At 63.8% G+C, this 23,445-nt stretch carries 17 protein-coding genes and 2 tRNA genes; 11 read left to right on the top strand and 8 right to left on the bottom strand.

Features of this window, described 5'->3' with window-relative positions; translation table 11 throughout:
- Window positions 1-39: 39 nt before the first annotated feature.
- From U5A58_RS28840 to U5A58_RS28855, 4 genes are all read right to left on the bottom strand, one after another.
- A complete protein-coding gene (locus tag U5A58_RS28840; protein ID WP_321963952.1) occupies window positions 40-1,869 on the bottom strand; it encodes an AMP-binding protein in 1,830 nt (609 codons plus the stop codon).
- Between the two features lie 202 nt (window positions 1,870-2,071).
- Complete coding sequence (locus U5A58_RS28845) at window positions 2,072-3,289, bottom strand: MFS transporter (RefSeq protein ID WP_321914245.1); 1,218 nt, start codon at window positions 3,287-3,289, stop codon at window positions 2,072-2,074.
- Window positions 3,290-3,682: 393 nt separating this feature from the next.
- Entirely contained in the window at window positions 3,683-5,092 is a 1,410-nt protein-coding gene (locus tag U5A58_RS28850; protein WP_321963953.1) for a hypothetical protein, read from the bottom strand.
- A gap of 208 nt (window positions 5,093-5,300) precedes the next feature.
- Complete coding sequence (locus U5A58_RS28855) at window positions 5,301-6,410, bottom strand: porin (protein ID WP_321964019.1); 1,110 nt, start codon at window positions 6,408-6,410, stop codon at window positions 5,301-5,303.
- Between the two features lie 367 nt (window positions 6,411-6,777).
- Here U5A58_RS28855 and U5A58_RS28860 point away from each other — a divergent pair, with 367 nt between their 5' ends.
- Together U5A58_RS28860 and U5A58_RS28865 are read left to right on the top strand one after the other, a co-directional pair.
- Complete coding sequence (locus U5A58_RS28860; RefSeq protein ID WP_321963954.1) at window positions 6,778-7,551, top strand: SDR family oxidoreductase; 774 nt, start codon at window positions 6,778-6,780, stop codon at window positions 7,549-7,551.
- 81 nt (window positions 7,552-7,632) lie between these two features.
- Window positions 7,633-9,345 (top strand): long-chain fatty acid--CoA ligase, encoded by a 1,713-nt coding sequence (locus U5A58_RS28865; RefSeq protein ID WP_321963955.1) that lies wholly within the window; start codon window positions 7,633-7,635, stop codon window positions 9,343-9,345.
- Between the two features lie 126 nt (window positions 9,346-9,471).
- Here the strand turns inward: U5A58_RS28865 and U5A58_RS28870 are convergent, their stop codons facing one another.
- The gene (locus U5A58_RS28870; protein ID WP_321963956.1) at window positions 9,472-9,834 is read right to left on the bottom strand and encodes a hypothetical protein; all 363 of its coding nucleotides are present in this window, start codon (window positions 9,832-9,834) and stop codon (window positions 9,472-9,474) included.
- Between the two features lie 249 nt (window positions 9,835-10,083).
- Here U5A58_RS28870 and U5A58_RS28875 point away from each other — a divergent pair, with 249 nt between their 5' ends.
- The 8 genes from U5A58_RS28875 to oxlT all read left to right on the top strand — a co-directional run bounded on the left by U5A58_RS28875 (window position 10,084) and on the right by oxlT (window position 19,642).
- Entirely contained in the window at window positions 10,084-10,803 is a 720-nt protein-coding gene (locus tag U5A58_RS28875; protein WP_321936744.1) for a GntR family transcriptional regulator, read from the top strand.
- Window positions 10,804-11,146: 343 nt separating this feature from the next.
- Window positions 11,147-12,895, top strand: a complete 1,749-nt coding sequence (gene oxc / locus U5A58_RS28880) for an oxalyl-CoA decarboxylase (protein WP_321914251.1) — start codon at window positions 11,147-11,149, stop codon at window positions 12,893-12,895.
- Window positions 12,896-12,940: 45 nt separating this feature from the next.
- The gene (gene frc / locus U5A58_RS28885; RefSeq protein WP_321914252.1) at window positions 12,941-14,191 is read left to right on the top strand and encodes a formyl-CoA transferase; all 1,251 of its coding nucleotides are present in this window, start codon (window positions 12,941-12,943) and stop codon (window positions 14,189-14,191) included.
- Between the two features lie 168 nt (window positions 14,192-14,359).
- On the top strand, window positions 14,360-14,794 hold the full coding sequence (locus U5A58_RS28890; protein ID WP_321914253.1) for a PAS domain S-box protein: 435 nt from the start codon (window positions 14,360-14,362) through the stop codon (window positions 14,792-14,794).
- An 18-nt stretch (window positions 14,795-14,812) separates the two neighbouring features.
- Window positions 14,813-15,070, top strand: a complete 258-nt coding sequence (locus U5A58_RS28895) for a hypothetical protein (protein ID WP_321963957.1) — start codon at window positions 14,813-14,815, stop codon at window positions 15,068-15,070.
- A gap of 164 nt (window positions 15,071-15,234) precedes the next feature.
- On the top strand, window positions 15,235-16,803 hold the full coding sequence (locus U5A58_RS28900; protein WP_321963958.1) for a Re/Si-specific NAD(P)(+) transhydrogenase subunit alpha: 1,569 nt from the start codon (window positions 15,235-15,237) through the stop codon (window positions 16,801-16,803).
- A gap of 9 nt (window positions 16,804-16,812) precedes the next feature.
- Window positions 16,813-18,207 (top strand): NAD(P)(+) transhydrogenase (Re/Si-specific) subunit beta, encoded by a 1,395-nt coding sequence (locus U5A58_RS28905; RefSeq protein WP_321963959.1) that lies wholly within the window; start codon window positions 16,813-16,815, stop codon window positions 18,205-18,207.
- Between the two features lie 94 nt (window positions 18,208-18,301).
- Window positions 18,302-19,642, top strand: a complete 1,341-nt coding sequence (gene oxlT, locus U5A58_RS28910; protein WP_415774310.1) for an oxalate/formate MFS antiporter — start codon at window positions 18,302-18,304, stop codon at window positions 19,640-19,642.
- Between the two features lie 25 nt (window positions 19,643-19,667).
- Here oxlT and U5A58_RS28915 read toward each other — a convergent pair whose 3' ends face one another.
- The 3 genes from U5A58_RS28915 to U5A58_RS28925 all read right to left on the bottom strand — a co-directional run bounded on the left by U5A58_RS28915 (window position 19,668) and on the right by U5A58_RS28925 (window position 20,499).
- A complete protein-coding gene (locus tag U5A58_RS28915; RefSeq protein ID WP_321963963.1) occupies window positions 19,668-19,973 on the bottom strand; it encodes a hypothetical protein in 306 nt (101 codons plus the stop codon).
- A 177-nt stretch (window positions 19,974-20,150) separates the two neighbouring features.
- Window positions 20,151-20,237, bottom strand: a tRNA-Leu gene (locus tag U5A58_RS28920).
- A 175-nt stretch (window positions 20,238-20,412) separates the two neighbouring features.
- A tRNA-Leu gene (locus tag U5A58_RS28925) sits at window positions 20,413-20,499 on the bottom strand.
- Between the two features lie 394 nt (window positions 20,500-20,893).
- Between U5A58_RS28925 and rnr the strand changes: the two genes are divergently transcribed.
- Window positions 20,894-23,356 (top strand): ribonuclease R, encoded by a 2,463-nt coding sequence (rnr, locus tag U5A58_RS28930; RefSeq protein ID WP_321963964.1) that lies wholly within the window; start codon window positions 20,894-20,896, stop codon window positions 23,354-23,356.
- Window positions 23,357-23,445 lie beyond the last annotated feature (89 nt).

Raw genomic sequence — 23,445 nt, forward strand, 5'->3', positions numbered from 1 at the left:
CTTATCGTTTCCTGGCGCTCTTGCTTCAGCGTCTCGTGTCTAAGGGGTCTTCGCGGTTTTCGCGATTTCCTCGTCGCGCAACTGGCGGCGCAGGATCTTGCCGATGGTCGATTGCGGCAGGGACTCGCGGAACTCCACGAGGCGCGGCACCTTGTAGCCCGTGAGCTGCTGGCGGCAGAACTGGATCAGCGCGTCTTCCGTGAGGGCGGGGTCGCGCTTCACGACGAATACCTTCACGCGCTCGCCCTGCACCGGATCCGGCACGCCGATCGCGGCCACCTCGCGCACGCCGGGGTGCATTGCCAGCACGTCCTCGATCTCGTTCGGATACACGTTGAATCCCGACACGAGAATCATGTCCTTCTTGCGGTCGACAAGGCGGATATAGCCGCGCGCATCCATCACGCCGATGTCGCCGGTCGTGAGCCATCCATCGGCAAACACCTTTGCCGTTTCGTCCGGACGATTCCAGTAGCCCTTCATCACTTGCGGGCCCTTCACGCAGAGCTCGCCGGGTTCGCCGATGCCGGCCCACGTGCCGTCGTCCTTCCGAAAGCGCACCTGCGTGGAAGGTGCGGGCAGCCCGATGGAGCCTTCCGGATGCGCCTGGCCCGCGTCCAGGCGTTCGACATCGACGGGATTCATCGAGACGATCGGCGAGCATTCGGTGAGCCCATAGCCTTCCACGACTGACTTGCCCGTCACGGCCCGGAAGCGGTCGGCGATGGCTTTCTGCATGGCCATGCCGCCCGCCATCGCGAGCTTGAGGCCCGAGAAGTCGCGCTCGCGGAACTCCGCGTTATCGAGCAGTGCGCTATAGAGCGTGTTGACCGCGCTGATGCAACTGAACGTCTCGTGCCGCAGCACCTTCATGACGCGCTTCATGTCGCGCGGATTGGCGATCAGGATGTTGCGGCCGCCGAGTGCGAGGAAGATCAGCGCATTGATGGTGAGCGAATAGATGTGATAGAGCGGCAACGGTGTGAGCACCGTCTCGGCCTTGGCGTCGAGCTGGTTGCCGACCCAGGCCTTTGCCTGCTGCACGTTCGCGAGCACGTTGCCGTGCGTGAGCATTGCACCCTTCGCGACACCCGTGGTACCGCCCGTGTATTGCAGGAACGCGAGGTCCTCGGCGCGCGTCGCCACCGGGGCGTGCGGTGCACGCGCGCTGTGCGCGAGCGCATCGAGAAGACGCACGGCGTGCGGAAGGTGGTAGGGCGGCACCATCTTCTTCACGTGGCGCAGCATGACGTTGATGAAGCGGCCCTTGAGGTTCACGCCCTCGCCGAGCAAGTCGCCAAGCGCCGTCACGACGATGCGTTGCACCTGCGTGCCGGGCAGGGCCGCTTCGAGCGTGGCCGCGAAATTCTCGAACACGACGATGGTCTGCGCGCCGCTGTCCTGCAACTGATGCGCAAGTTCGCGCACGGTGTAGAGCGGATTGACGTTGACGACCACCGCACCCGCCTTGAGTGCGCCGAAGAGAGCAACCGGATACTGCAAGGTGTTGGGCAGCATGATCGCGACACGCTCGCCTCGCTGTACACCCGCGCCTTGCAGCCAGGACGCGAACGCCGTGGCTTTGCGGGCGAGCGCGGCGTAGGTCATCGGCGAGCCCGCGCTCACATAGGCGACGCGCTCGCCAAAGCGCGCCGTGCAGTCGTCGAAGAAGTGTGTGAGCGAGGCGTACTGGCTTGCGCCAATTTCGTGCGGCACGCCGGGAGGGTACGAGGCGTACCAGATGCCGTCGGTATTGGGTGGCGGCGCCGTAGCTGGGAGCGCCTTAGCTGGCGGCGCCGTAGCTGGGGCCGCTGCCTGAGCGGAGACTGCCACAGGGCTCGCCGGATCGGGCTGGGGCGTTTCGCTCATGGTGGACCTCCGGGCGGTATATCAACCGACTGCAAATGCCTGTTCGCTTACATCATGCAACGCCACGCGCCGTGCAGCCAGGAGGTCTTACCCGGTGTGCGAATGCGGGCGCCGGTCAAGATCAGCAAAAAGGCCGTGCGGGTGAACCCGGCACGGCCTTTATTGTGTTGCTGCAGCGCGGCGTTACGGGGCCGCCCGCACGTCAGACGCCGGACACCTCTTTCGCGGTCTGCGTCATGTCGATGCCTCGACGTTCGCGGCTGAACGGGATCAGCACGGCGATCACAACGGCGACCGTACCGGCGACGATCGCCATGGCCATTGCATAGTCCTGGTTGTGCGTTTCGGCAAGCGAAGCCTGCAGCGTGGCGTTCACCGAAGCGAACAGGTTACCGAGCTGGTAGACGAGGCCAGGGAAGGTCGCACGCACTTCGTCAGGCGAAATTTCGTTGAGGTGCACCGGGATCACCCCCCACGCGCCTTGCACCGAAATCTGCATGAGGAACGCGCCGAGTGCGAGCAGCACGGGGCCTTGCGAGAATGCCCACAGCGGCAGCACGGGCAGCGCGATCAGCGCGGCGATGAAGATGGCCTTGCGGCGTCCGATTTTTTCAGACATCTGCCCGAAGAAGAGGCCGCCTACGATCGCGCCGATATTGAGCACGATGGTGATGATCGAAACCGTGTGCGGATCGAAGTGATGCTGTTCGCGCAGGAAGGTCGGATACAGATCCTGCGTGCCGTGCGAGAAGAAGTTGAACGCCGTCATCAGCACGATGGCGTAGAGGGAAAGCTTCCAGTTGTGCTTGAGCGTGCTGATGAGGCTCGGACGCGCGCGCTTTTGCATCTCCTTGAAGGCCGGCGACTCGGGCACGTGCAAACGCACATAGACCACGAGCAGCGCAGGCAGCACGCCGACGAAGAACATGCCACGCCAGCCGATGTGCTGATACAGGACGCCAAACACGATCGAGGCGAGCAAATACCCGCTCGGATAGCCCGCCTGCAGCAGGCCGGAAACGATGCCGCGCGACTTGGGCGGAATGGTTTCCATGGTGAGCGCGGAGCCCACGCCCCATTCGCCGCCCATCGCGACGCCGAAGAGCGCGCGCAGGACGATGAAGGTGGTCAGGTTGGGCGAAAAGCCCGTGAGCAGTTCGAGCAGGGAATAGCACGCGATGTTGATCATCAGCGTGGGGCGGCGGCCGTATTTGTCGGCGAGTCGGCCGAATATCAGCGCGCCGAGCGGGCGCATGGCCAGTGTCAGCGTAATGGCAAAAGCCACTGCCGGGATTTTGGTGTTGAATTCGGTGGCGATGTCTTTCAGAACGAAAACCATCAGAAAGAAATCGAATGCATCGAGCGTCCATCCCAGGTACGCCGCGATCGTGACGTTCTTCTGTTCACGCGTCCAGCTCATGTTGATTCTTCTCCTGTGAAACTAGGGCAATGCCATGTCTCCTGTCGATCGCGGTTGGCGTTTTGGCGCTTGTCGCGATCTCATGCACGTGTCGGCATTGCGTTGTGTGGCTTGGTTGTGTCGCTTGGAGCGGCCCCCCCGTAACGGGCCGTGCGCGAGCAGTGTACGCCCGGCGTTAAACATTTGCATGCTTCTTGACTACACCCCGTAGTAATCCCTGGGAAGTTCGGCTATATGCGAAAGCATTTTGTTTTAATCGTAATTAAAACGTAATGAATGTGCAGGCAATTAAATGAGCGAATGCATTAAAGGGATGTCGATGAACCAAAGCAAACGAGCGGGCATTTGCCCGCTCGTTTGCCTTGAAAAATCACACGATGCCTGTCGCGCGATTTAGCTGCGAAGTAACCAGCCGATGGCGCGCGAGATGACGTCGTGCCATTCGCCCATTTGCGTCTGGCGCAGGACCGTTGCCGCGCTCATCCACGGCGTGCGTGCGCCCGTCTGGCCCCAGCGCCATTCGCCGGTCGGGTTGACGAGCACGGCGGTGGGTTTGCCGAGCATTGCGCTCAGGTTTGCGGCGACGGCGTCCACGCTCAACACGGCGTCGAGCTGCTCGATGCAGGCCGCCGTATCGGCAAAGCTCGCAATGCCGGGCCCGTAGTGACTCACCGCGCCACGGGGCGTGCCGTTCGCCAGTTCGGCGGCGGGGTGGTGCAGGCTGACGAACTGGACTTCGCGCGTGAGCGCGGGGTGGGTCGTCAGGCGCTCGATTTGCTCGAGCGGCACGCTGCGCAAGCCGGCCCAGCAACGCTCCTTGCTGCCGATTTCCGAGGCGTGCTGTTGCGCGCAGTCCCAGAAGAGGCCGACAAGGCGTTTGCCTGGCGCGTGCGCACGCAACGTTTGCGACCACGTGGACGCCCGTTCGCGCGCTGCCGCGGGCGCACGCAGATAAGCGTCGAAATACGGTTGGGGCCGCGGTGAATCGGCGGCTGCGAGCAGTGGCAGGTGGAGCAGTGTGGCCTGCAGCGTCGGCGCGAATGCCTTGATCGTGTCGTGCGTTTCGGGCGGCAGGGGCGCGCTCACCGCAAGCGGGCGCGCGGTGCCAAGCACGGTGCACCCGGGCAAGGAAGCATGCACGAGGCCATGTATCGCGTGGTCGCACGTGAGCATGATTTCGGCGCCCGCGTCACGCCACTGGCGCACGCACGCGAACAACAGGAACTGGTCGCCAAAGCCCATCTGGTGCGTCACGAGCACGCGCTCGCCGCGCAGGTCGCGCTGGCCGCTCCACATCGGCGCTTCGGCGTAACGATAGTTGCCGCTGTCGCCGCGATTGCGTTCGAGCCAATGTGTGAACCCGCGCGTGTCGCCGAGGCTCAGCAACGCTTCGGCCAGCCACTTGCGCGCCCTTAGCGCGTCTCGCGAGAGGTCCGCCGGATGGCGGCTCAACGCGGTTTCGAGGTGGTCGATGGCGCGCTGCGTTTCGCCGCTCAGATAGAGGTCGCGTCCGATCCGCGCTTCGCAGAAAAGCGGGCTCCACGGTAACGACTGATGCGCGAGCCAGTTGGCGGCTGCCTCGGCGTGACGCCCGCGCAGGCGCAACGCGCGGCCTCGCGCATGGATGAACCCGCGATGCTCGGGGTCGAGCGCGAGTCCTTTGTCGGCCCAGGGCAGCATCTGCTCGTCGCGCCGCGATTGCACCAGCGTTTCACAGATCTGCATGAGCAGGCCCGTGTTGTCGGGCGCGTGCGCGTGGGCTTCGAAGGCTGCGAGAAGTTTTTCCTGGGCGGATTGGGACATGGGGCGGCCTGACATCGAACGTTTCTGGGAGACAGAAAAATTCTATCGACGCCATCCTGCAGGGGAATCAGACGAATCTGAGATATCGCGGGACTGGCGCTGTCGGGGCGCCGCTCAGGAGAATGGGCGCAAAAAAACGGCGGCGCTGCGCCCGAAAGCGCGGCGCCGCCGCTGTGCCGGTCGTCAGACCCGGCGATGCAATCCGCTATTAGAAGATGTTGCGGAAACCGACTGCGACACCGGTCTGATTGTTGCGGCCCGGGAAGTCGGCGGTTGCCGAGCCGGTGCCGCGCATGAAGTCGACCGTGCCATACACTTCGGTGCGCTTCGACAGTGAGTATTCGGCCAGCATCACGGCCGAGTAGCGCACGCCGGTGCTGAGCGTCACGCCGTCTTCGTTCAGGCCGTTCTTGGCGTGGTCGTAGTAGTACGCAGCCGTCAGCAGGAGCGGCGAGGTGACCTGCCACGTTGCGCCGGCATAGAGGCCGTTGTCGATACGGTTGGTTTTCGTCACAGGGTTCATGAAGTTGATCGCCGCGGGCGAGTTCGCGGCTGCCATGTACTGGTCCACCACGCCCGTATTGTCCTGACCCCACAGCCAGCCGCCGTACAGGTGAACCGAACCGAGCGCATAGACCGCGCCGAGGTTGGCCACGCGGTACTTGTTGTTGTGCGCGTCGCTGTTCTGCTGGTAGCCCGCGAGCAACTGGACCGGACCGGCCGCGTAGGTGGCCGTGAAGCCGTACATGTTGCTCGCGCCGACGCTGCCGGCCACGCCGCCGAAGCTGTACATGCCTTCGACTTCGAGGCCGCCGAACTTGCCGTCGTACTTGACCGAATTGTTCTCGCGCAGACCGTAGCCGAGTGCACCCGGCAGCCAGCCATCCTGGTCGAAGTTGCCGACGGTCAGCGGGTCGAAGGTGTTACCGAGCTGATCGAACAGCGGCGTGTTCTGATGGCCCATCGTGACCGTGCCGTACTGGCTGCTCGATACCCCGACGTACGCCATCCGGTTGAACAGCGTATTCGAGCTTGCCAGTTGGCCGTTCCAGAGGTTGAAGCCGTTTTCGAGGCGGAAGACGGCAGACAGGCCGCCGCCGAGGTCCTCGGAGCCCTTCAGGCCCCAACGGCTGCCGGTGATCGGGCCCTGCGTCATCTGCAGCTCGTTGTCGTTGTGCGCGTTAGCGTTCGTGAGGTAACGGATGCTGGTGTCGACGATGCCGTACAGCGTGACCGAGCTTTGCGCGAAGCTGTGCTGGCAAGCGAGAGCGAGGGCAACGCCGCCGATGGCCGATGCAATCTGGGTATGTCTCACGATGGGATCCTTTTTCTTCTGCTGCGTGTTGTAAGTTGTTCGGACCGCCGGGGTGCCGGGGCCGTATTGCGTGTATGCCGAGCCAGTGGATGCTGACCGGGGGCCGATGATAGACGCTCGATAAAAGGCTGAAAACGCTGGCTGTCGCGCGATTGCAACGGTTGCGCGTGCAAGTATCTACTGGTGCATTTCGTTTCTGAGACAACTCAGGCCGCATAGAGCCGGACGCAAAAGCACAAATGTTATTTAATGAACGGTCGTGCTTTTCCCTATTTTCGTGGCCGGCGGGCCCCGCTAGAATCGTCGGCATCTCATCGCGTTCCGCAATGCGGAACTTCGGCCGGTCGACAGACATCAAGGAGACGAAAGCATGCGGGTCAGGGAAATGTTCGAGCTGGGTGGTCAGGTCGCACTCATCACCGGCGGCTCGCGCGGGCTGGGTTTGCAGATGGCGCAGGCGCTAGGCGAGATGGGCTGCCATGTGGTGATTACCGCGCGCAAGGCCGACGAACTCGCCGAGGCGGCGAGCCATTTGCAGGCGCTCGGCATCAAGGCGACCACGATCGTGAGCGATCTGCAGCGCGCCGAAGCCGTCAAGCCGCTCGTGGACGAGACGCTCGCGGTCTGCGGTCAGATCGACATCCTCGTGAACAATGCGGGCGCTACGTGGGGCGCCCCCGCGGAGGACTACCCCGACGAGGCGTGGCACAAGGTCATGAACCTGAACGTGAACGCGCCGTTCTTCCTCGCGCGCGAAGTGGGCAAGCGCAGCATGATCCCGCGCCAGCGTGGCAAGATCATCAACGTGGCTTCGATTGCCGGGCTGAAGGGCTCGCTCGGGCCCATGCAGACCATCGCGTACAACACCTCGAAGGCGGCGGCCATCAATTTCACGCGCGCGCTGGCGGCCGAATGGGGCAAGTACAACATCAACGTGAATGCGATCTGCCCGGGCTTCTTTCCCTCGAAGATGTCGGCCGGCCTGCTCGACAAGCTGGGGCAGGTGGTGATCGACCATACGCCGCTACACCGTCTCGGCGACGACGACGATCTCAAGGGCGCCGTGGTGTTTCTTGCGAGCCAGGCGTCGCGGCATATGACGGGCCAGTATCTCGCCGTCGATGGCGGCGCGAGCATCGTCTGATTTCGCATGGTACGTGGCGTCACGCCGCTGCGCGCGGCTGGCGGCCGCGTGCTTCACCTGTCTTGCCCGACGGAGCTTGCCATGTCCACGTCTGCCCCGACGCATTCCGTAAATTCGCCTTCCTCGACATCGCCCCATTGGCCCGCGCAACTTTCGCCGCATCTGAGCATTCCGCAGACGAACCTTTTCTATAACGCAGAGGTTTCGGCGGCGCGCTATCCCGACAAACCGTTCATCGTCTTCTACGACACGCCCGTTACGTTCGCGCAGTTCAAGGACGAGGCGGAGCGTGTAGCCGGGTATCTGCAGCAAGCGTGCGGCGTGAAGGCCGGCGACCGCGTGTTGCTCTACATGCAGAACAGCCCGCAATGGGTCATCGCTTACTACGGCATCCTGCGCGCCAACGCCGTGGTCGTGCCGGTCAATCCGATGAATCTCACCGAGGAGCTCGCGCACTACGTGGAAGACAGCGGCGCGACGACCGCTTTCGTCGCACAGGATCTCTATGCGCGTATTGCGCCGCTCGTGCAGGAAGGCGAGGGCGATGGCCTCAAGCACCTGCTCGTTGCGACGTATAGCGACTATCTGAAGTGCGAGCCGTTTTCGCCGCCGCCCGAATTCGTGAGCGCGCCGCGCTGTGTCAGTGGTCCGGGTGTCGCGCACTGGGCCGACGTGCTCGAGGCGCGCTGCGTGCCCGGCGCGCTCACCGCCGGCGCCGACGATCTCTGCGTGATGCCGTACACCTCGGGCACCACGGGCAAGCCCAAAGGCTGCATGCATACGCATCGCAGCGTGATGGCGACAGCCGTGGGCGGTTGCAACTGGTTCGGCAGTAATCAGGATGCCGTACAACTTTCCGTGTTGCCGCTCTTTCACGTAACAGGCATGCAGGGCGGCATGAACAGCCCGATCTACAACGGCTCGACCGTGGTGTTGTTGCCGCGCTGGGATCGCGACGCCGCGGCGCGTGCGATCGAGCACTACCGCATCAACGGCTGGCAGGCGATCTCGACGATGGTGGTGGACTTCATCTCGAACCCGCGCATTCACGAGTACGACTTGTCGAGCCTCGCCTGGATGCGCGGCGGCGGCGCGACAATGCCCGACGCGGTGGTGAAGAAGCTCAAGGATCTGACCGGGCTCGACTTCGTCGAAGGCTATGGCATGTCGGAAACCATGGCGGGCACCCATATCAATCCGCCGCAGCGTCCCAAGCCGCAGTGTCTCGGCATTCCGGTGTTCGACGTCGACTCGCGTGTGGTCGATCCGATTACGCTGGAAGAGTTGCCGCCCGGCGAATCGGGCGAGCTGATCATGAACGCGCCGCAGGTGATGCGGGGCTACTGGCGCAACCCCAAGGCGACGAGCGAAGCGTTCATCGAACGCGACGGCAAGCGCTTCCTGCGCACGGGCGATCTCGTACGGCGCGACGAGGAAGGCTATTACTTCATGACCGATCGCCTCAAACGCATGATCAACGCGTCGGGCTACAAGGTCTGGCCGGCCGAGGTCGAAGCGCTGATGTACCGGCACCCCGCAATCAACGAGGTGTGCATCATCGGTACGCAGGACGCGCGCCGCGGCGAGACCGTGAAGGCGGTCGTCGTACTCGACCCGAAGCAGGTCGGCAGCGTGAATGAAGACGACATCATCGCCTGGGCGCACGACAACATGGCGGCGTACAAGGCGCCGCGCATCGTGCAGTTCGTCGAGGCGCTGCCGAAATCGGGTAGCGGCAAGATTCTGTGGCGCAAGCTGCAGGAGGAAGAGGCCGAGGCCCGCAGCAACACCTGAGCGCGCAGGCCTGCCTAGTACCCCTTAGTTGTCCTTCACTACCGAACCCGTCTGGATCGCGCGTTAGAGCGCGACGAATCCAGACGGGTTTCGTCTTTATCGGGCTCGCGCATACGTGCGCAAGTGTTACGCGCCTGCGAGCGCGGGCAAACCGCCTTCGCGCCAATCCTGCTCCATGGCGGCGGCCATCCCCCATTCCTGCGAACTGCGTGGGGCGGGCGCTGCCAGCGGCCACTCGCCCGGCGCCTGCGCGTTCTTGCGAGCGAGAATCGCCTCGCACAGAAATTCCATGCTGTACGCCTTCAGCAGATGCGAGTGATTCGCTTCGATATAAGCGGCGACGCGCGCATGTTCACCGGCGACCGAGGCGAGCGAGTAGAGCGTGCGCGCGTCCCAGCGAAAACGCAGGCCCAGTTCGGCAAATGCCGTATTGAACGCGCACAGTTGCGCTTCCAGTTGATGATCGTGGCGGGTGTCCAGGTGGCTCATGGCTGTCTCCTCGTGTCGAGTACCGTGAAGCAAGAGTAGAAGCGCCAATGAATAAACGATAGTTAAAGTTTTTTTAGAAAAATATAAGTAGAAAGCTATGTATCGAGGGCAAACCCGCGAATCGTGAGAAATGCGCGCCGGTTACGCGTAAACCCCGCTTAGTCACGAGCGTTCTGCTGATATATTGTATTGGAAATATGAAATTCCCCAGCAGTAACGGCTAAACAGAACGTTGGAGACAAACGACCGATGTCCGCCGAAAGAGAATTCGTCACCGCGATGCCCCCGGTCACCTTGACGCTGGAGCCGATCAACGCGACCGCTTCGCTGCGCGATCAGGCTTACGCGAAGCTCAAGCAGGCCATTGCCGAAACCGACATCTACCGCTCGCGAGACGAGATCCGTCTGGATGAGAAGGAACTGACCGAAAAGCTGGGCGTGAGCCGCACACCGGTGCGCGAAGCGATGACGCTGCTGGAGCAGGAGGGCTTCCTACGCACGGTGCCCCGTCGCGGTGTTTACATCTTGCGCAAGACGCGCAAAGAGATCGTGGAGATGATCTATATGTGGGCCGCGCTCGAAAGCATCGCCGCGCGCCTGGCCACCCAACGCGCTTCGGACGACGACATTGCAGGTCTGCGGCGCATGTTCGCGACCTTCGGCGATTCGACGCCCTCGGACCATATAGAGGAGTACTCGGAGGCGAACATCATGTTCCACCAGTCGCTGGTGGAGCTTTCGAAGTCGCCCATCATCGTCGACACCATCAAGAACATCTTCATGCATGTGCGTGCGATCCGGCGCATGACGATCGCGCAGAGCGATCGTGCGTCGCGCTCGATCGTGGAGCACATGCGCATTATCGAAGCGCTCGAGGCGCGCGACACCGAACGCGTCGAGCAGCTCGTGCGGCAACACTCGATAGAACTCGCGCTGTTCGTGGAAGCCAACTGCGATTTTCTGGACTGAAGCGTAGCGCGCGCCGTGTCGAGCCGCCGATACACATCGGCTCGGCGCATGAGCAAGCGGCATCGATCCGCAAATCGTCTGAATGAGCGTCGCGATGCTGAAAGAAAAGTATGGAGTCCGTAACAAATTCGTTGGGACGTTTGGGTTGATTGAAAGAACTCGCCCATGGTGTGCCGCATCAAAGTTTGCCGCTTTGCGAGCGATCGCGTGAGCCGGCATCGGGGCAGCGCGGTGCGACGCAGTGCAGCAAACGTAGCATCCGTAAAAAAACGTCTTGACTAATATTGTGTGTGGAATATTGTATATCACGAATCACACTACGCCCCGCCAAAGAGGAGACGTCATGGCAGAAGCAGGCATCAACGAGGCACAGCAGAACCCTGTGCCGCAAGCGCAGCAAACGACCGATGGTTTTCATCTCGTCATCGACGCGCTGAAACTCAACGATATCGACACGATCTTCGGTCTCGTCGGTATTCCGATTACCGATCTCGCGCGTCTCGCGCAGGCCGAGGGCATGCGCTTCATCGGCTTCCGGCATGAGCAGAACGCCGGTAACGCCGCGGCCGTGGCGGGCTACATGACGAAGAAGCCGGGCATCTGCCTGACCGTTTCCGCGCCGGGCTTCCTGAACGGCCTGACGGCACTGGCCAACGCGACCACGAACTGCTTCCCGATGATCCTCATCAGCGGCTCGAGCGAGCGCGAGATCGTCGACCTGCAGCAGGGCGATTACGAAGAGATGGACCAGCTCAACGCCGCGAAGCCCTATGCCAAGGCTGCGTTTCGTGTGCTGCACGCGGAAGACATTGGCGTTGGCGTGGCGCGTGCGATTCGCGCTGCGGTCTCGGGCCGCCCGGGCGGCGTGTATCTCGACCTGCCGGCCAAGCTGCTCGCGCAGACCATCGACGCCGTGAAGGGCCAGCAGTCGCTCATCAAGGTGGTCGACGCCGCGCCGCGCCAGATTCCCGCACCGGACGCCGTGCAGCGCGCACTCGACGTCATCAGGAATGCGAAGCGTCCGCTGATCCTGCTCGGCAAGGGCGCCGCCTACGCCCAGGCCGACGCGCAGATCCGCGCACTGGTCGAAAAGAGCGGCATTCCGTATCTGCCGATGTCGATGGCCAAGGGTCTGCTGCCCGACACGCACGAGCAATCGGCATCGGCCGCGCGCTCGTTCGTGCTGGCCGAGTCGGATGCCGTGGTGCTGATCGGCGCGCGCCTGAACTGGCTGCTCTCGCACGGCAAGGGCAAGACCTGGGGCGCGGAAGCCGGACCGAAAAAGTTCGTGCAGATCGACATTGCGCCGACCGAAATCGATAGCAACGTCGCCATCGAAGCGCCGGTGATCGGCGACATCGGTTCGTGCGTGGAAGCGCTCGTCGCAGGCCTCGGCAACGACTTCCCGAAGCCGCCGGCAGAGTGGCTCGATGCGGTGGCCGAGCGCAAGAACAAGAACCTCGAAAAGATGGCCGCGACGCTCGCGAAGAATCCGTCGCCGATGAACTTCCACAGCGCGCTGCGCGCCATCCGCGACGTGCTCAAGACGCGCCCCGACATCAACGTGGTCAACGAAGGCGCGAACACGCTCGACTACGCGCGCAGCATCATCGACATGTATCAGCCGCGCAAGCGCTTCGACTCGGGCACGTGGGGGATCATGGGCATCGGCATGGGCTTCGCGGTCGGCGCAGCGGTAACGAGCGGCACGCAGGTCGTGGCGATCGAAGGTGACAGCGCGTTCGGCTTCTCGGGCATGGAACTCGAAACGATCTGCCGCTACAACCTGCCGGTCTGCACCATCGTCTTCAACAACAACGGCGTATATCGCGGCACGGACGTCAACCCGAGCGGCGGCTGCGACGTGGCGCCCACGGTGTTCGTGAAGAACGCGCGCTACGACAAGATGATCGAGGCGTTCGGCGGCATCGGCTATCAGGCGACCACGCCGGAGGAACTCACGAGCGCGCTGCTCGAAGCCATCGCGTCGGGCAAGCCCACGTTGATCAACGCAGTCATCGACGAATCGGCCGGGACCGAAAGCGGTCGCCTCACGAATCTGAATCCGCAAAGCGCGGCCATGAAGAAATAAGCCCCCATCGATCAGGTAGATCAGATAGACCAGGAGATACGAGAAATGAGCAAGCCCCTCGACGGAATCAAGATCATCGACTTCACGCACGTACAGGCCGGTCCCGCTTGCACGCAGATGCTCGCGTGGTTCGGCGCGGACGTGATCAAGGTAGAGCGCCCGGGTTCAGGCGACGTGACGCGTTCGCAATTGCGCGATATTCCCGGCGCAGACGCGCTGTATTTCACGATGCTCAACAGCAACAAGCGCTCGCTCACGCTCGACACGAAGAAGCCCGAAGGCAAGGAAGTGCTGGAAAAGCTGATTCGCGAGTCGGACGTGATGGTCGAGAACTTCGGCCCCGGCGCGCTGGACCGCATGGGCTTCACGTGGGAGCGCATCAACGAACTGAACCCGAAGATGATCGTCGCTTCGGTGAAGGGCTTCAGCGAAGGCCACCACTACGACGACCTCAAGGTCTATGAGAACGTCGCGCAGTGCGCGGGCGGCGCAGCTTCGACCACGGGCTTCTGGGACGGTCCGCCCACGGTCAGCGCGGCGGCGCTCGGCGACAGCAACACCGGCATGCACCTCGCCATCGGCATTCTTACGGCGCTGATCGGCCGCGACAAAACCGGTAAGGGCCAGAAGGTGGCCGTGTCGATGCAGGACAGCGTGATCAACCTGTGCCGCGTGAAGCTGCGCGACCAGCAGCGTCTGGACCGCGTGGGCTACCTCGAGGAATATCCGCAGTACCCGCACGGCTCGTTCAGCGACGTGGTGCCGCGCGGCGGCAACGCAGGCGGCGGCGGCCAGCCGGGCTGGGTGCTCAAGTGCAAGGGCTGGGAAACGGATCCGAACGCGTACATCTATTTCACGGTGCAGGGCCACGCGTGGGAGCCGATCTGCCGCGCACTCGGCAAGCCGGAGTGGATCGACGACCCGAACTACAACACGGCACAGGCGCGCCAGCCGCATATTTTCGACATCTTCGCGACGATCGAAGCCTGGCTCGCCGACAAGACCAAGTACGAAGCGGTCGACATTCTGCGCAAGTTCGACATTCCGTGCGCCCCGGTGCTCAGCATGAAGGAAATTGCGGATGACGCTTCGCTGCGCGCTAGCGGTACTATCGTCGAAGTGCCGCACAAGGAGCGCGGCTCGTACCTCACGGTGGGCAGCCCGATCAAGTTCTCGGACCTGAAACCGGAGATCACGGGTTCGCCGCTGCTCGGCGAGCATACCGACGAGGTGCTGGCCGGCCTCGGCTACACGCCGCAGCAGATCGCGGCGCTGCACGAGACGCGCGCAGTTTGAAGTCCGCTGTGCGTTCCCCAAGCTGAACGCAGTACGTAGAAAGCGGGCGCGGCCAACGCCGCACCCGCGCAACACTGCAATACCAGACTGGCAGGCAGGACGCCGCGCGGCATGAGCAATGCATGCCGCGCGACGACGACAAACGACTTACCCCACATAGTCATCGCCATGCAATCCGCCATCGATTTCGAGCAGCTCGCAAACGCCATTGGGGATGCCATTGTCATCTCCGACGCAGCCGGCGATATCACTTACTGGAATCCGGCGGCTACGCGCATGTTCGGCTATACGCAGGAAGAAGCGCTCGGCAAGACGCTCGACCTGATCATTCCCGAGCGGCTGCGCGGGCGCCACTGGGAGGGCTATCACAAGACGATGGCGACCGGACAGACGCGCTACGGCAACGACGTGCTGCGCGTGCCAGCCGTGGACAAGGCGGGCAAGGCGCTTTCCATTGCCTTCACCGTGGCGCTGCTGCACTCGCCGCAGGGCGAACTCAACGGTATCGTCGCTGTGATTCGCGACGAAACGGCGCGCTTCCAGGAAGAGCGCGCGCTCAAGAAACGCATCACCGAACTCGAAGCACAGGCACAGCAATCCTGAAACCTCGGGAGCTCTTCGATGCACACCGAAAGACTCGGACATTTCGAGGTCGAACTCTCGGCCCGTCAGATGATCCACAACGGCGGCTGGGCTGCGTTCGCCGCCATTCACGCGGTCGAGGCCGCTGCCGATGAATCGGCGGCCGCTGTTCTCCCCCGTCAATGGGTGGTCGACGAAACCGTATTCGAAAGCGAGGCCGCCGCCATTGCCGCTGCGCGCGAAGCGGCGATCGCTTATCTCAAGAGCGGCAATTCGCCCAAACTGGGCGTGTCATAGGGCCAAGCCCTCATCGAGCCGCGGCACAAAAAGCATTCCAACATCAGCAGGAGACGTTTCATGAAGTCGTGGCTACGCTTTCGGCGCGCCAGATGCACTGGCGCGCCGCCGATTCCGTTTGTTTGCGCCGCAGCGCTCCAGGTTGTGAAGCACGGAGGCGCATCATGGCAATGACAATTGCGGTCCCCCGCGAGACATACGAAGGCGAACGACGCGTAGCGGCGACGCCCGAAAGCGTCGCACAACTCATTAAACTCGGTTATGCCGTGGAAGTCGAGACGGCAGCGGGTGTGAGCGCGTCCTACCCGGACGACGCCTACCGCGCGGCAGGTGCGCGCGTCGTGGACGATGCGCAAGCGCTCCTGAGCGCAGCGGATATCGTCATCAAGGTGCGTCCGCCCTCGAGTGATGAGGTACAGCGTCTCAAGCCAGGCGCGACGCTAATCGGCTTCATCTGGCCTGCGCAAAACGCGGCGCTGCTCGAGCAGCTGGCGGCGCGCGAGGTCACGGTGCTCGCGATGGATTGCGTGCCGCGCATCTCGCGCGCGCAGAAGCTCGACGCCCTGAGCTCGATGGCGAACATGGCCGGCTATCGCGCGGTGGTCGAGGCGGCCCAGCATTTCGGCCGCGTTTTCACAGGGCAGATCACGGCGGCCGGCAAGATGCCGCCCGCCAAGGTGCTCGTGATCGGTGCGGGCGTGGCCGGGCTGGCCGCGATTGGCGCCGCACGCGGTCTTGGTGCAATTGTGCGCGCGTTCGATACGCGCCCCGAAGTCGGGCAGCAGGTCGAAAGCATGGGTGCGGAGTTCCTGAGCATCGACATCGAGGAGGAGGGCGGCGGCTCAGGCGGGTACGCCAAACAGATGAGCGCGAAGTTCATCGAAGCGGAGATGGCGCTTTTCGAGGCCCAGGCGCGCGAGGTCGACATCATCATCACGACGGCGCTCATTCCGGGCAAGCCGGCACCGCGCTTGATCAACGCGAAGACGGCGGCGTGCATGCGCGCGGGCAGTGTGATCGTCGATATGGCGGCCGAGCAGGGCGGCAACTGCGAACTCACGCGAGCGGGCGAAGTCGTGAATGCGAACGGCGTGACCGTGATCGGCTACACGGATCTGCCAAGCCGCATGGCGAACCAGTCGAGTCAGCTCTACGCGACGAACATCCGTCATCTGCTGACCGATCTCACGCCCGCGAAGAACGGCGAACTCGAACTCGACATGGACGACGTCGTGCAGCGCGGCACCACGGTCATGCAGCGCGGGCAGGTGTGCTGGCCGCCGCCGCCGGTGCAGGTCAGCGCCGCACCGCAGGCGTCTGCGCAGACGAAGCCCGCTGTCGCCGCGACCGGCCAGGCGAAAGAAGACGCCGCGCAAGCCGCTCGCCGCAATGGCGCCTGGTCGCTCGCGGCGCTCGTCGTCGCCGCGTTGCTGCTGCTCGCGCTCGGCGCGGTGGCGCCGCCGGCGTTCGTCGCGCACTTCACGGTGTTCGTGCTGGCCGTGTTCGTTGGCTATCAGGTGGTCTGGAACGTCACGCCCTCGCTGCATACGCCGCTCATGAGCGTGACAAATGCGATCAGCGGGATCATCGTGATCGGCGCATTGCTGCATCCGGGCAACGCCAGCACGATCGTGACCGTGCTGGCGGGCATTGCGCTCGTCGTCGCGACCATCAACATCGCGGGCGGCTTTCTCGTCACCCAGCGCATGTTGAAGATGTTCCAACGGACCTGAGGAGACGTCATGCTCAACGGAATCGGCAACATGGCGTGGCTCGGCGCGGCAACGCTCTTCATCCTCAGCCTGCGCGGACTGAGTCATCCCGCGAGTGCGCGGCGCGGCAACCTGTATGGCGTGACCGGCATGGTGATCGCCGTGCTTGCCACGCTGCTCGTCACCGGTGGCGCGGGCCTGCAGATCGCGCTCGTCGCTGCGCTGGTTGGTGGTGGGCTCGGCGCGATTCTCGCGCGCCGCGTGGAGATGACGCAGATGCCGCAGCTCGTCGCGGTGCTGCACAGCTTCGTCGGCCTCGCGGCCACGCTGATCGCCTTCGCGAACTTTCTCTCGCCCCAGGCCGCGATGAGCGGCGTCGAGCGTGCGATTCACGACACCGAGGTCTATGTCGGCGCGTTCATCGGCACGGTGACGTTCAGCGGCTCGATTATCGCGTTCCTGAAGCTGCAGGGCACGGTGAGCGGCAAGCCGCTCGTGCTGCCCGCGCGGCATCTGCTCAACGCGGTGGTATTGGGCGCATGCATCGCGATCGGGTATCGCTTCGTCAGTGCTCCTGATGGTGGCGACGCGCTGTATGCGCTCATCGTGATGTGCGTGCTGGCGGCGGCGCTCGGCGTGCATCTCGTGATGGCGATCGGCGGCGCGGATATGCCCGTGGTGGTTTCGATGCTCAACAGCTATTCGGGCTGGGCGGCAGCGGCAACGGGCTTCATGCTCGATAACGATCTGCTCGTCACGACGGGTGCGCTGGTGGGGTCGAGCGGTGCGATTCTCAGCTACATCATGTGCCGCGCGATGAATCGCAGCTTCGTTTCGGTGATCCTCGGCGGCTTTGGCGCCGTGAGCGCCACGGCCAGCGCGACACCGGAAGGTGAGGTCGTAGCGACCACCGTGGACGAAGTGGGGTCGCTCCTGCGCGACGCTCAGGAGGTCGTGATCGTGCCGGGCTATGGCATGGCGGTGGCGCAGGCGCAGGGCACCATCAGCGAGATCACGCGGCGCTTGCGTGCGCTCGGCATACGCGTGCGTTTCGGCATTCACCCGGTTGCGGGGCGTTTGCCTGGCCACATGAACGTGCTGCTCGCGGAAGCGAAAGTGCCGTACGACATCGTGCTCGAGATGGACGAGATCAACGAAGACTTCACGAGCACCGACGTCGTACTCGTGATCGGCGCGAACGACATCGTCAACCCGGGCGCGCAGGAGGATGCGGGCAGCCCGATCGCTGGCATGCCGGTGCTGGAGGTGTGGAAGGCGCGCACGGTGGTCGTCTCCAAGCGCAGCATGGCGACGGGTTACGCGGGTGTGGACAATCCGCTCTTCTATAAGGACAACACACGAATGCTGTTTGGCGACGCGAAGGGCAGTGTCGATGCGTTGCTGCGGCAGCTCGAAGCGGCGTGACATTCAACGTCAGGCGCGGCGAACGAACGTCTGCCGCGCCGGCTGTAACGCGGGAAAGAGGCGATGGCGCAAATCCCGCGGGCAATCACTACGGATGGAGACAGACAACGTGGTACACACCGATCGTATCGAAGGCGGCTACACGTCCCGGTGGCACAACCGCTGGGTGCAGCTCGTGGCGGGCATTCTCTGCATGGGGCTCGTGGCGAACCTGCAGTACGCGTGGACGCTCTTCGTCGTGCCGATGGACGCACGGCATCACTGGGGGCAGGCTGCTATCCAGCTCGCCTTCTCCATTTTCATCGTGACGGAAACCTGGCTCGTGCCCGTCGAGGGCTGGCTGGTCGACCGCTTCGGGCCGCGCCCCGTGGTGATGGGCGGTGCGTGCTGCGTGGCGCTCGGCTGGGTGCTCAACGCGTGGGCGCCCGTGCTGCCGGTGCTTTACGTCGCCGCGGTCATCTCGGGCATCGGTGCGGGCTGCGTATACGGCACGTGCGTAGGCACCGCGCTCAAATGGTTTCCCGACCGCCGCGGCCTCGCCGCCGGCATGACAGCGGCGGGCTTCGGCGCGGGCGCGGCGCTCACGGTCATTCCGATTTCGAACATGATCCAGCAGTCAGGTTATCAGCAGGCGTTCGTGTTCTTCGGACTCCTTCAGGGTGCGTGCATCATGGCGCTCGCGCTCGTCATGGTGCGCCCGAAGCCGCCGGCGCACGCAGCCGGCATGAAGCGCATCGTGGCGACGAAAACCGACTACACGACGAAGCAGATGGTTCGCGCGCCCGTATTCTGGGTGATGTACGCGATGTTCGTGTGCGTGGCCGCTGGCGGCATCATCGCGACGGCGCAGATCGGCCCGATCGCGAAGAGTTACGGTTTCGCCTCGATGCCGATTACGCTCGTGGCGACGACGCTGCCGCTGCTCACGATGACGCTCTCGATCAACAATCTCTGCAACGGCTTTACGCGGCCGCTGTGCGGGCTCATTTCGGATCGCATCGGCCGTGAGAATACGATGTTCATCACGTTTCTCGGCGAGGGGCTTGCGCTGCTGGGTTTGCGGGCGTTCGGCCACGACCCGTATCTCTTCGTGCTGTTCTCGGGGCTCGTGTTCCTGTTTTACGGCGATATCTTCTCGAACTTTCCGGCAACCTGCGCCGACACGTTCGGCGCGAAATACGCGGCGGGCAACGCAGGCACGCTCTACACCGCGAAGGGGACCGCGGCGCTGCTCGTACCCGTCGCTACGCTGCTCGCGCTGCACGGCGGCTGGAACATGGTGTTCGATATGGTCGCTTGTGTCGCGATGATGGCGGGCGTGAGCGCGAAGGTGATCCTGCAGCCCATGCGCCGGCGCTGGATCTTTCAGTCGGCGGAGGAGGCGAAGGTTGCCGATTCGGCGTTCATCCCATCGCCGCTGGGGTCGCACGAGTAAGCGCGGTGGATGCCGCCGCCGAGCGTTACGGGCGGGCGGTGCGGTCGTGATCGTGGCGAGCGGTCGCGGCGCGCAACGCCCGCATCATGCGTGCCGCGCCCTGGAGTCGTGCGCGCACGCGTGCGCGCCGTACGCGCCGCATATCGAAGCGGGTCTGCTCGCGACGCGGGTCCGTTTCGGCGGCTCGCTCGCTGTCCAGCCCGAGATGCGCATAGCGGCCTTCGCTGGCGCTCTTGTCGAGCCAACGCTCCGGCAGCCGGGTTGCGAGCAGCCAGGTCGCAGCGGCGCCAAAGCTGACGGCGATGATCGCAGCGACGACAACGAATTCCATTCTGTATTCCTCGATCGGCTTATCCACGGCTCCCGGCAATGTATACCATGAAATATATCGAGTCGTGCCTCCAAGGAGGTTCGCTGCAGCAAAATGGAAGCCGGAAAACAAAAAAGCCCGCAATTTGCGGGCTTTTTTGATGAATCCTGTGCGCTGCTAGTTCTGCTTGATGAGACGTGGTGCCCAGGAGAGGACTCGAACCTCCACAGTGTTGCCACCGCTAGGACCTGAACCTAGTGCGTCTACCAATTCCGCCACCTGGGCACGTCTTCAAGCTAGAAGGAGATTATGACGCGATTTTGCGTACCCGTCAATAGATCTTTTCAAAAAAACTTCATCTCGGGAACGCGGCTGCTGCGATTGACGCGATAGCAGGGCAGTTGTACTCACTGCTGTTCTGGAAATGAAAAAGGCCGGCATGAAGCCGGCCTTTTGAATCTGGTGCCCAAGAGAGGACTCGAACCTCCACAGTGTTGCCACCGCCAGGACCTGAACCTGGTGCGTCTACCAATTCCGCCACCTGGGCAAGGTGTCGTTTGCTGTTCAACGTGTTGTGCAGCAAAGACCGAAATTATAGCGGGCCCGGAACGCCTGTCAAGCGTTTTATGAAAGGCAATCAAGCGCGGCTGCGCGAGCGTTGCCGGGCGCGTGGCGTGGCCGTCCGATCGCGCTGTGAGGCCGCTCCCACGGCTCGTAGGGTGCGATGCGGGTGTTAGAATGCCTCGCAGAAGTTCCGCCGGCACAAGTACGGGGTTCAGGTGCTGCGTGCAGCGTGGCGCACGCAGTGCGAGCGGTCAGGCAGTCCACGTACGGGCCGGCAGATTGCAGCACTCGAAGACGGGGCGCCGCCCGCATGTACTGCACATTCGGGCCGCGCAAAATCCGACGTCCACGCAACGAGAACAACCATCGACAAGCCCTTGAGCAAATATCCGTACCCGATTCCCAGCCGCGAAGAGATTCTTGGCGTGCTGCGGACCAGCGACTCGCCGTGCACCGCGAACGATATCGCCGAGGCGCTCTCCATCAAGCGCCAGGAGCGTGAAGGGTTCTTCAGGCGCCTCGCCGCCATGGAGCGCGACGGGCAGATCCGGCTCGATTCGCGCGGCCACTACCAGCTCGCGCATCCTTCGAATTTCGTCGCCGGGCGCGTGCAGGGGCATCGCGACGGCTACGGCTTCCTCGTGCGCGACGACGGGCAGGACGATCTGTTCCTGCCGCAAGGCGAAATGCAGAAGGTCATGCACAACGACCGCGTGCTCGCGCGCATTGTCGGCTATGACCGGCGCGGGCGGCCGGAAGGGCATATCGTCGAAGTCACCGACCGTGCGAACCGCAGCGTGATCGGGCGCCTGCTCAACGAGAACGGTGCGCTGATCGTCGCGCCGGAAGACAAGCGCATCGGCCACGACATTCTCGTCACGCAGAATCCCAAGAAAGCCAAGGTCGGCCAGGTCGTGGTCGTCGAACTCACCGATTTCCCCAGCCGCCACTCGCAGCCGCTCGGCCGCGTGTTGGAAGTGCTCGGCGATATCGACGATCCGGGCATGGAGATCGAGATCGCCGTGCGCAAGTACGGCGTGCCGCACGAATTCAGCAAGCCCGCGCTCGACGAAGCCGCGAAGCTGCCCGACGCCGTGCGTCCCTCGGACATCCGGTATCGCGTGGACTTGCGCGACGTGCCGCTCGTCACCATCGACGGCGAAGACGCACGCGACTTCGACGACGCCGTGTATTGCGAGCCGATGCAGGTTGGCAAGGGCGAGGGCTTCCGCCTGATCGTCGCGATCGCCGACGTCTCGCATTACGTGCTGCCCGGCAGCGGTCTCGATGTGGACGCGATCGAGCGCAGCACGTCGGTGTACTTCCCGCGCCGCGTGATTCCGATGCTGCCCGAGAAGCTCTCGAACGGGCTCTGTTCGCTCAATCCGCACGTCGATCGCTGCGTGCTCGTGTGCGACATGGTGATCACCGCGCGCGGCGAGATCAAGGCGTACCAGTTCTATCCGGGCGTCATGCACTCGGCGGCGCGGCTCACGTATACCGAAGTCGCGGCGGTGCTCACCAACACCAAAGGCCCCGAGGCGACGCGCCGCGCGGCGCTGCTGCCGCAACTCCAGAATCTCTATGGCGTGTACAAGTCGCTGTTCGCCGCTCGCCAGAAGCGCGGTGCGATCGATTTCGACACGACCGAGACGTATATCGTCTGCAATGCGCAGGGCAAGATCGAGCAGATCGTGCCGCGCCAGCGCAACGACGCGCACAAGCTGATCGAAGAGTGCATGCTCGCGGCCAACGTGTGCGCGGCGGACTTCATGAAGCGCCACAAGCACCCGGGCCTGTACCGCGTGCACGCGGGGCCGACCGCCGAAAAGCTCGAGAACCTGCGCACCTTCCTGCGTGGCATGGGCCTTTCGCTCGGCGGCGGCGACACGCCGCACGCGAGCGATTACGCGGCGCTGATGGCGCACATCCGCGACCGGCCGGACGCGCAGATGCTGCAGACCATGCTGCTGCGCTCGATGCAACAGGCCGTGTACAGCCCGGACAATATCGGTCACTTCGGGCTTGCGTACGAGGCTTACGCGCACTTCACGAGCCCGATTCGCCGTTATCCCGACCTGCTCACGCACCGCGCGATCTACGCGATCCTGCAGGGCAAGAAGTATCAGCCGCAGGCGCCCGAGGGCGTCGAACTCAATACCGCGCTTTCGCCGCGCGCCCGCGCGCTGCAAGCCGAAGACGAAGAGAAGCGCGGCAAGCGCGCCCGCGGTGCCAACACGGCGATCTGGGAAGAACTGGGCCTGCACTGCTCGGCGAACGAGCGCCGCGCCGACGAAGCCTCGCGCGACGTCGAAGCCTGGCTCAAGTGCTACTTCATGCGCGACAAGCTCGGCGAAGAGTACGGCGGGATGGTGAGCGGCGTGACGTCGTTCGGCATTTTCGTTCAGCTCGATGCGCTCTTCATCGAAGGTCTCGTGCACGTGACGGAACTGGGCTCGGATTACTTCCAGTACGACGAGATCAAGAACGAACTGCGCGGCGAGCGCACCGGCATTCGCTACCGTCTCTCGGACCGCGTGCGCGTGCAGGTGAGCCGCGTGGATCTCGATGCGCGCAAGATCGACTTCCGCCTCGTGCGCGATACGCCCGTGAAGCCGGGCGGCAACCGGCCGATGCCGGTCGACAAGGGCGGTGTGGATGGCGGTCCGCGCGTGCGTGCGCTGCAGGGCGGCGACATGGCGCGCCAGAGAAAGGCCGCGCCGGCGCCAAGCGTGGCGGTGAAGGAAGCACGCGCGGCGCGCGGTGCCGCCAAGACCGCGAAGAAGCGCTCGGCCGTGAAGTCGACGCCCAAGAAGCAGGCGCCGCGCAAGAAGCGCTGAGCGCCGGGCGGGGCGCCAGATGCGCTCCGCCGCCGTTATGTATCCGGGCCGCGCCGTCGTGCGCGTGCCCGGTTTTTTCACTTGCATGC

The organism is Paraburkholderia sp. J7 (assembly GCF_905220155.1).
Taxonomy (GTDB): Bacteria; Pseudomonadota; Gammaproteobacteria; order Burkholderiales; family Burkholderiaceae; genus Paraburkholderia.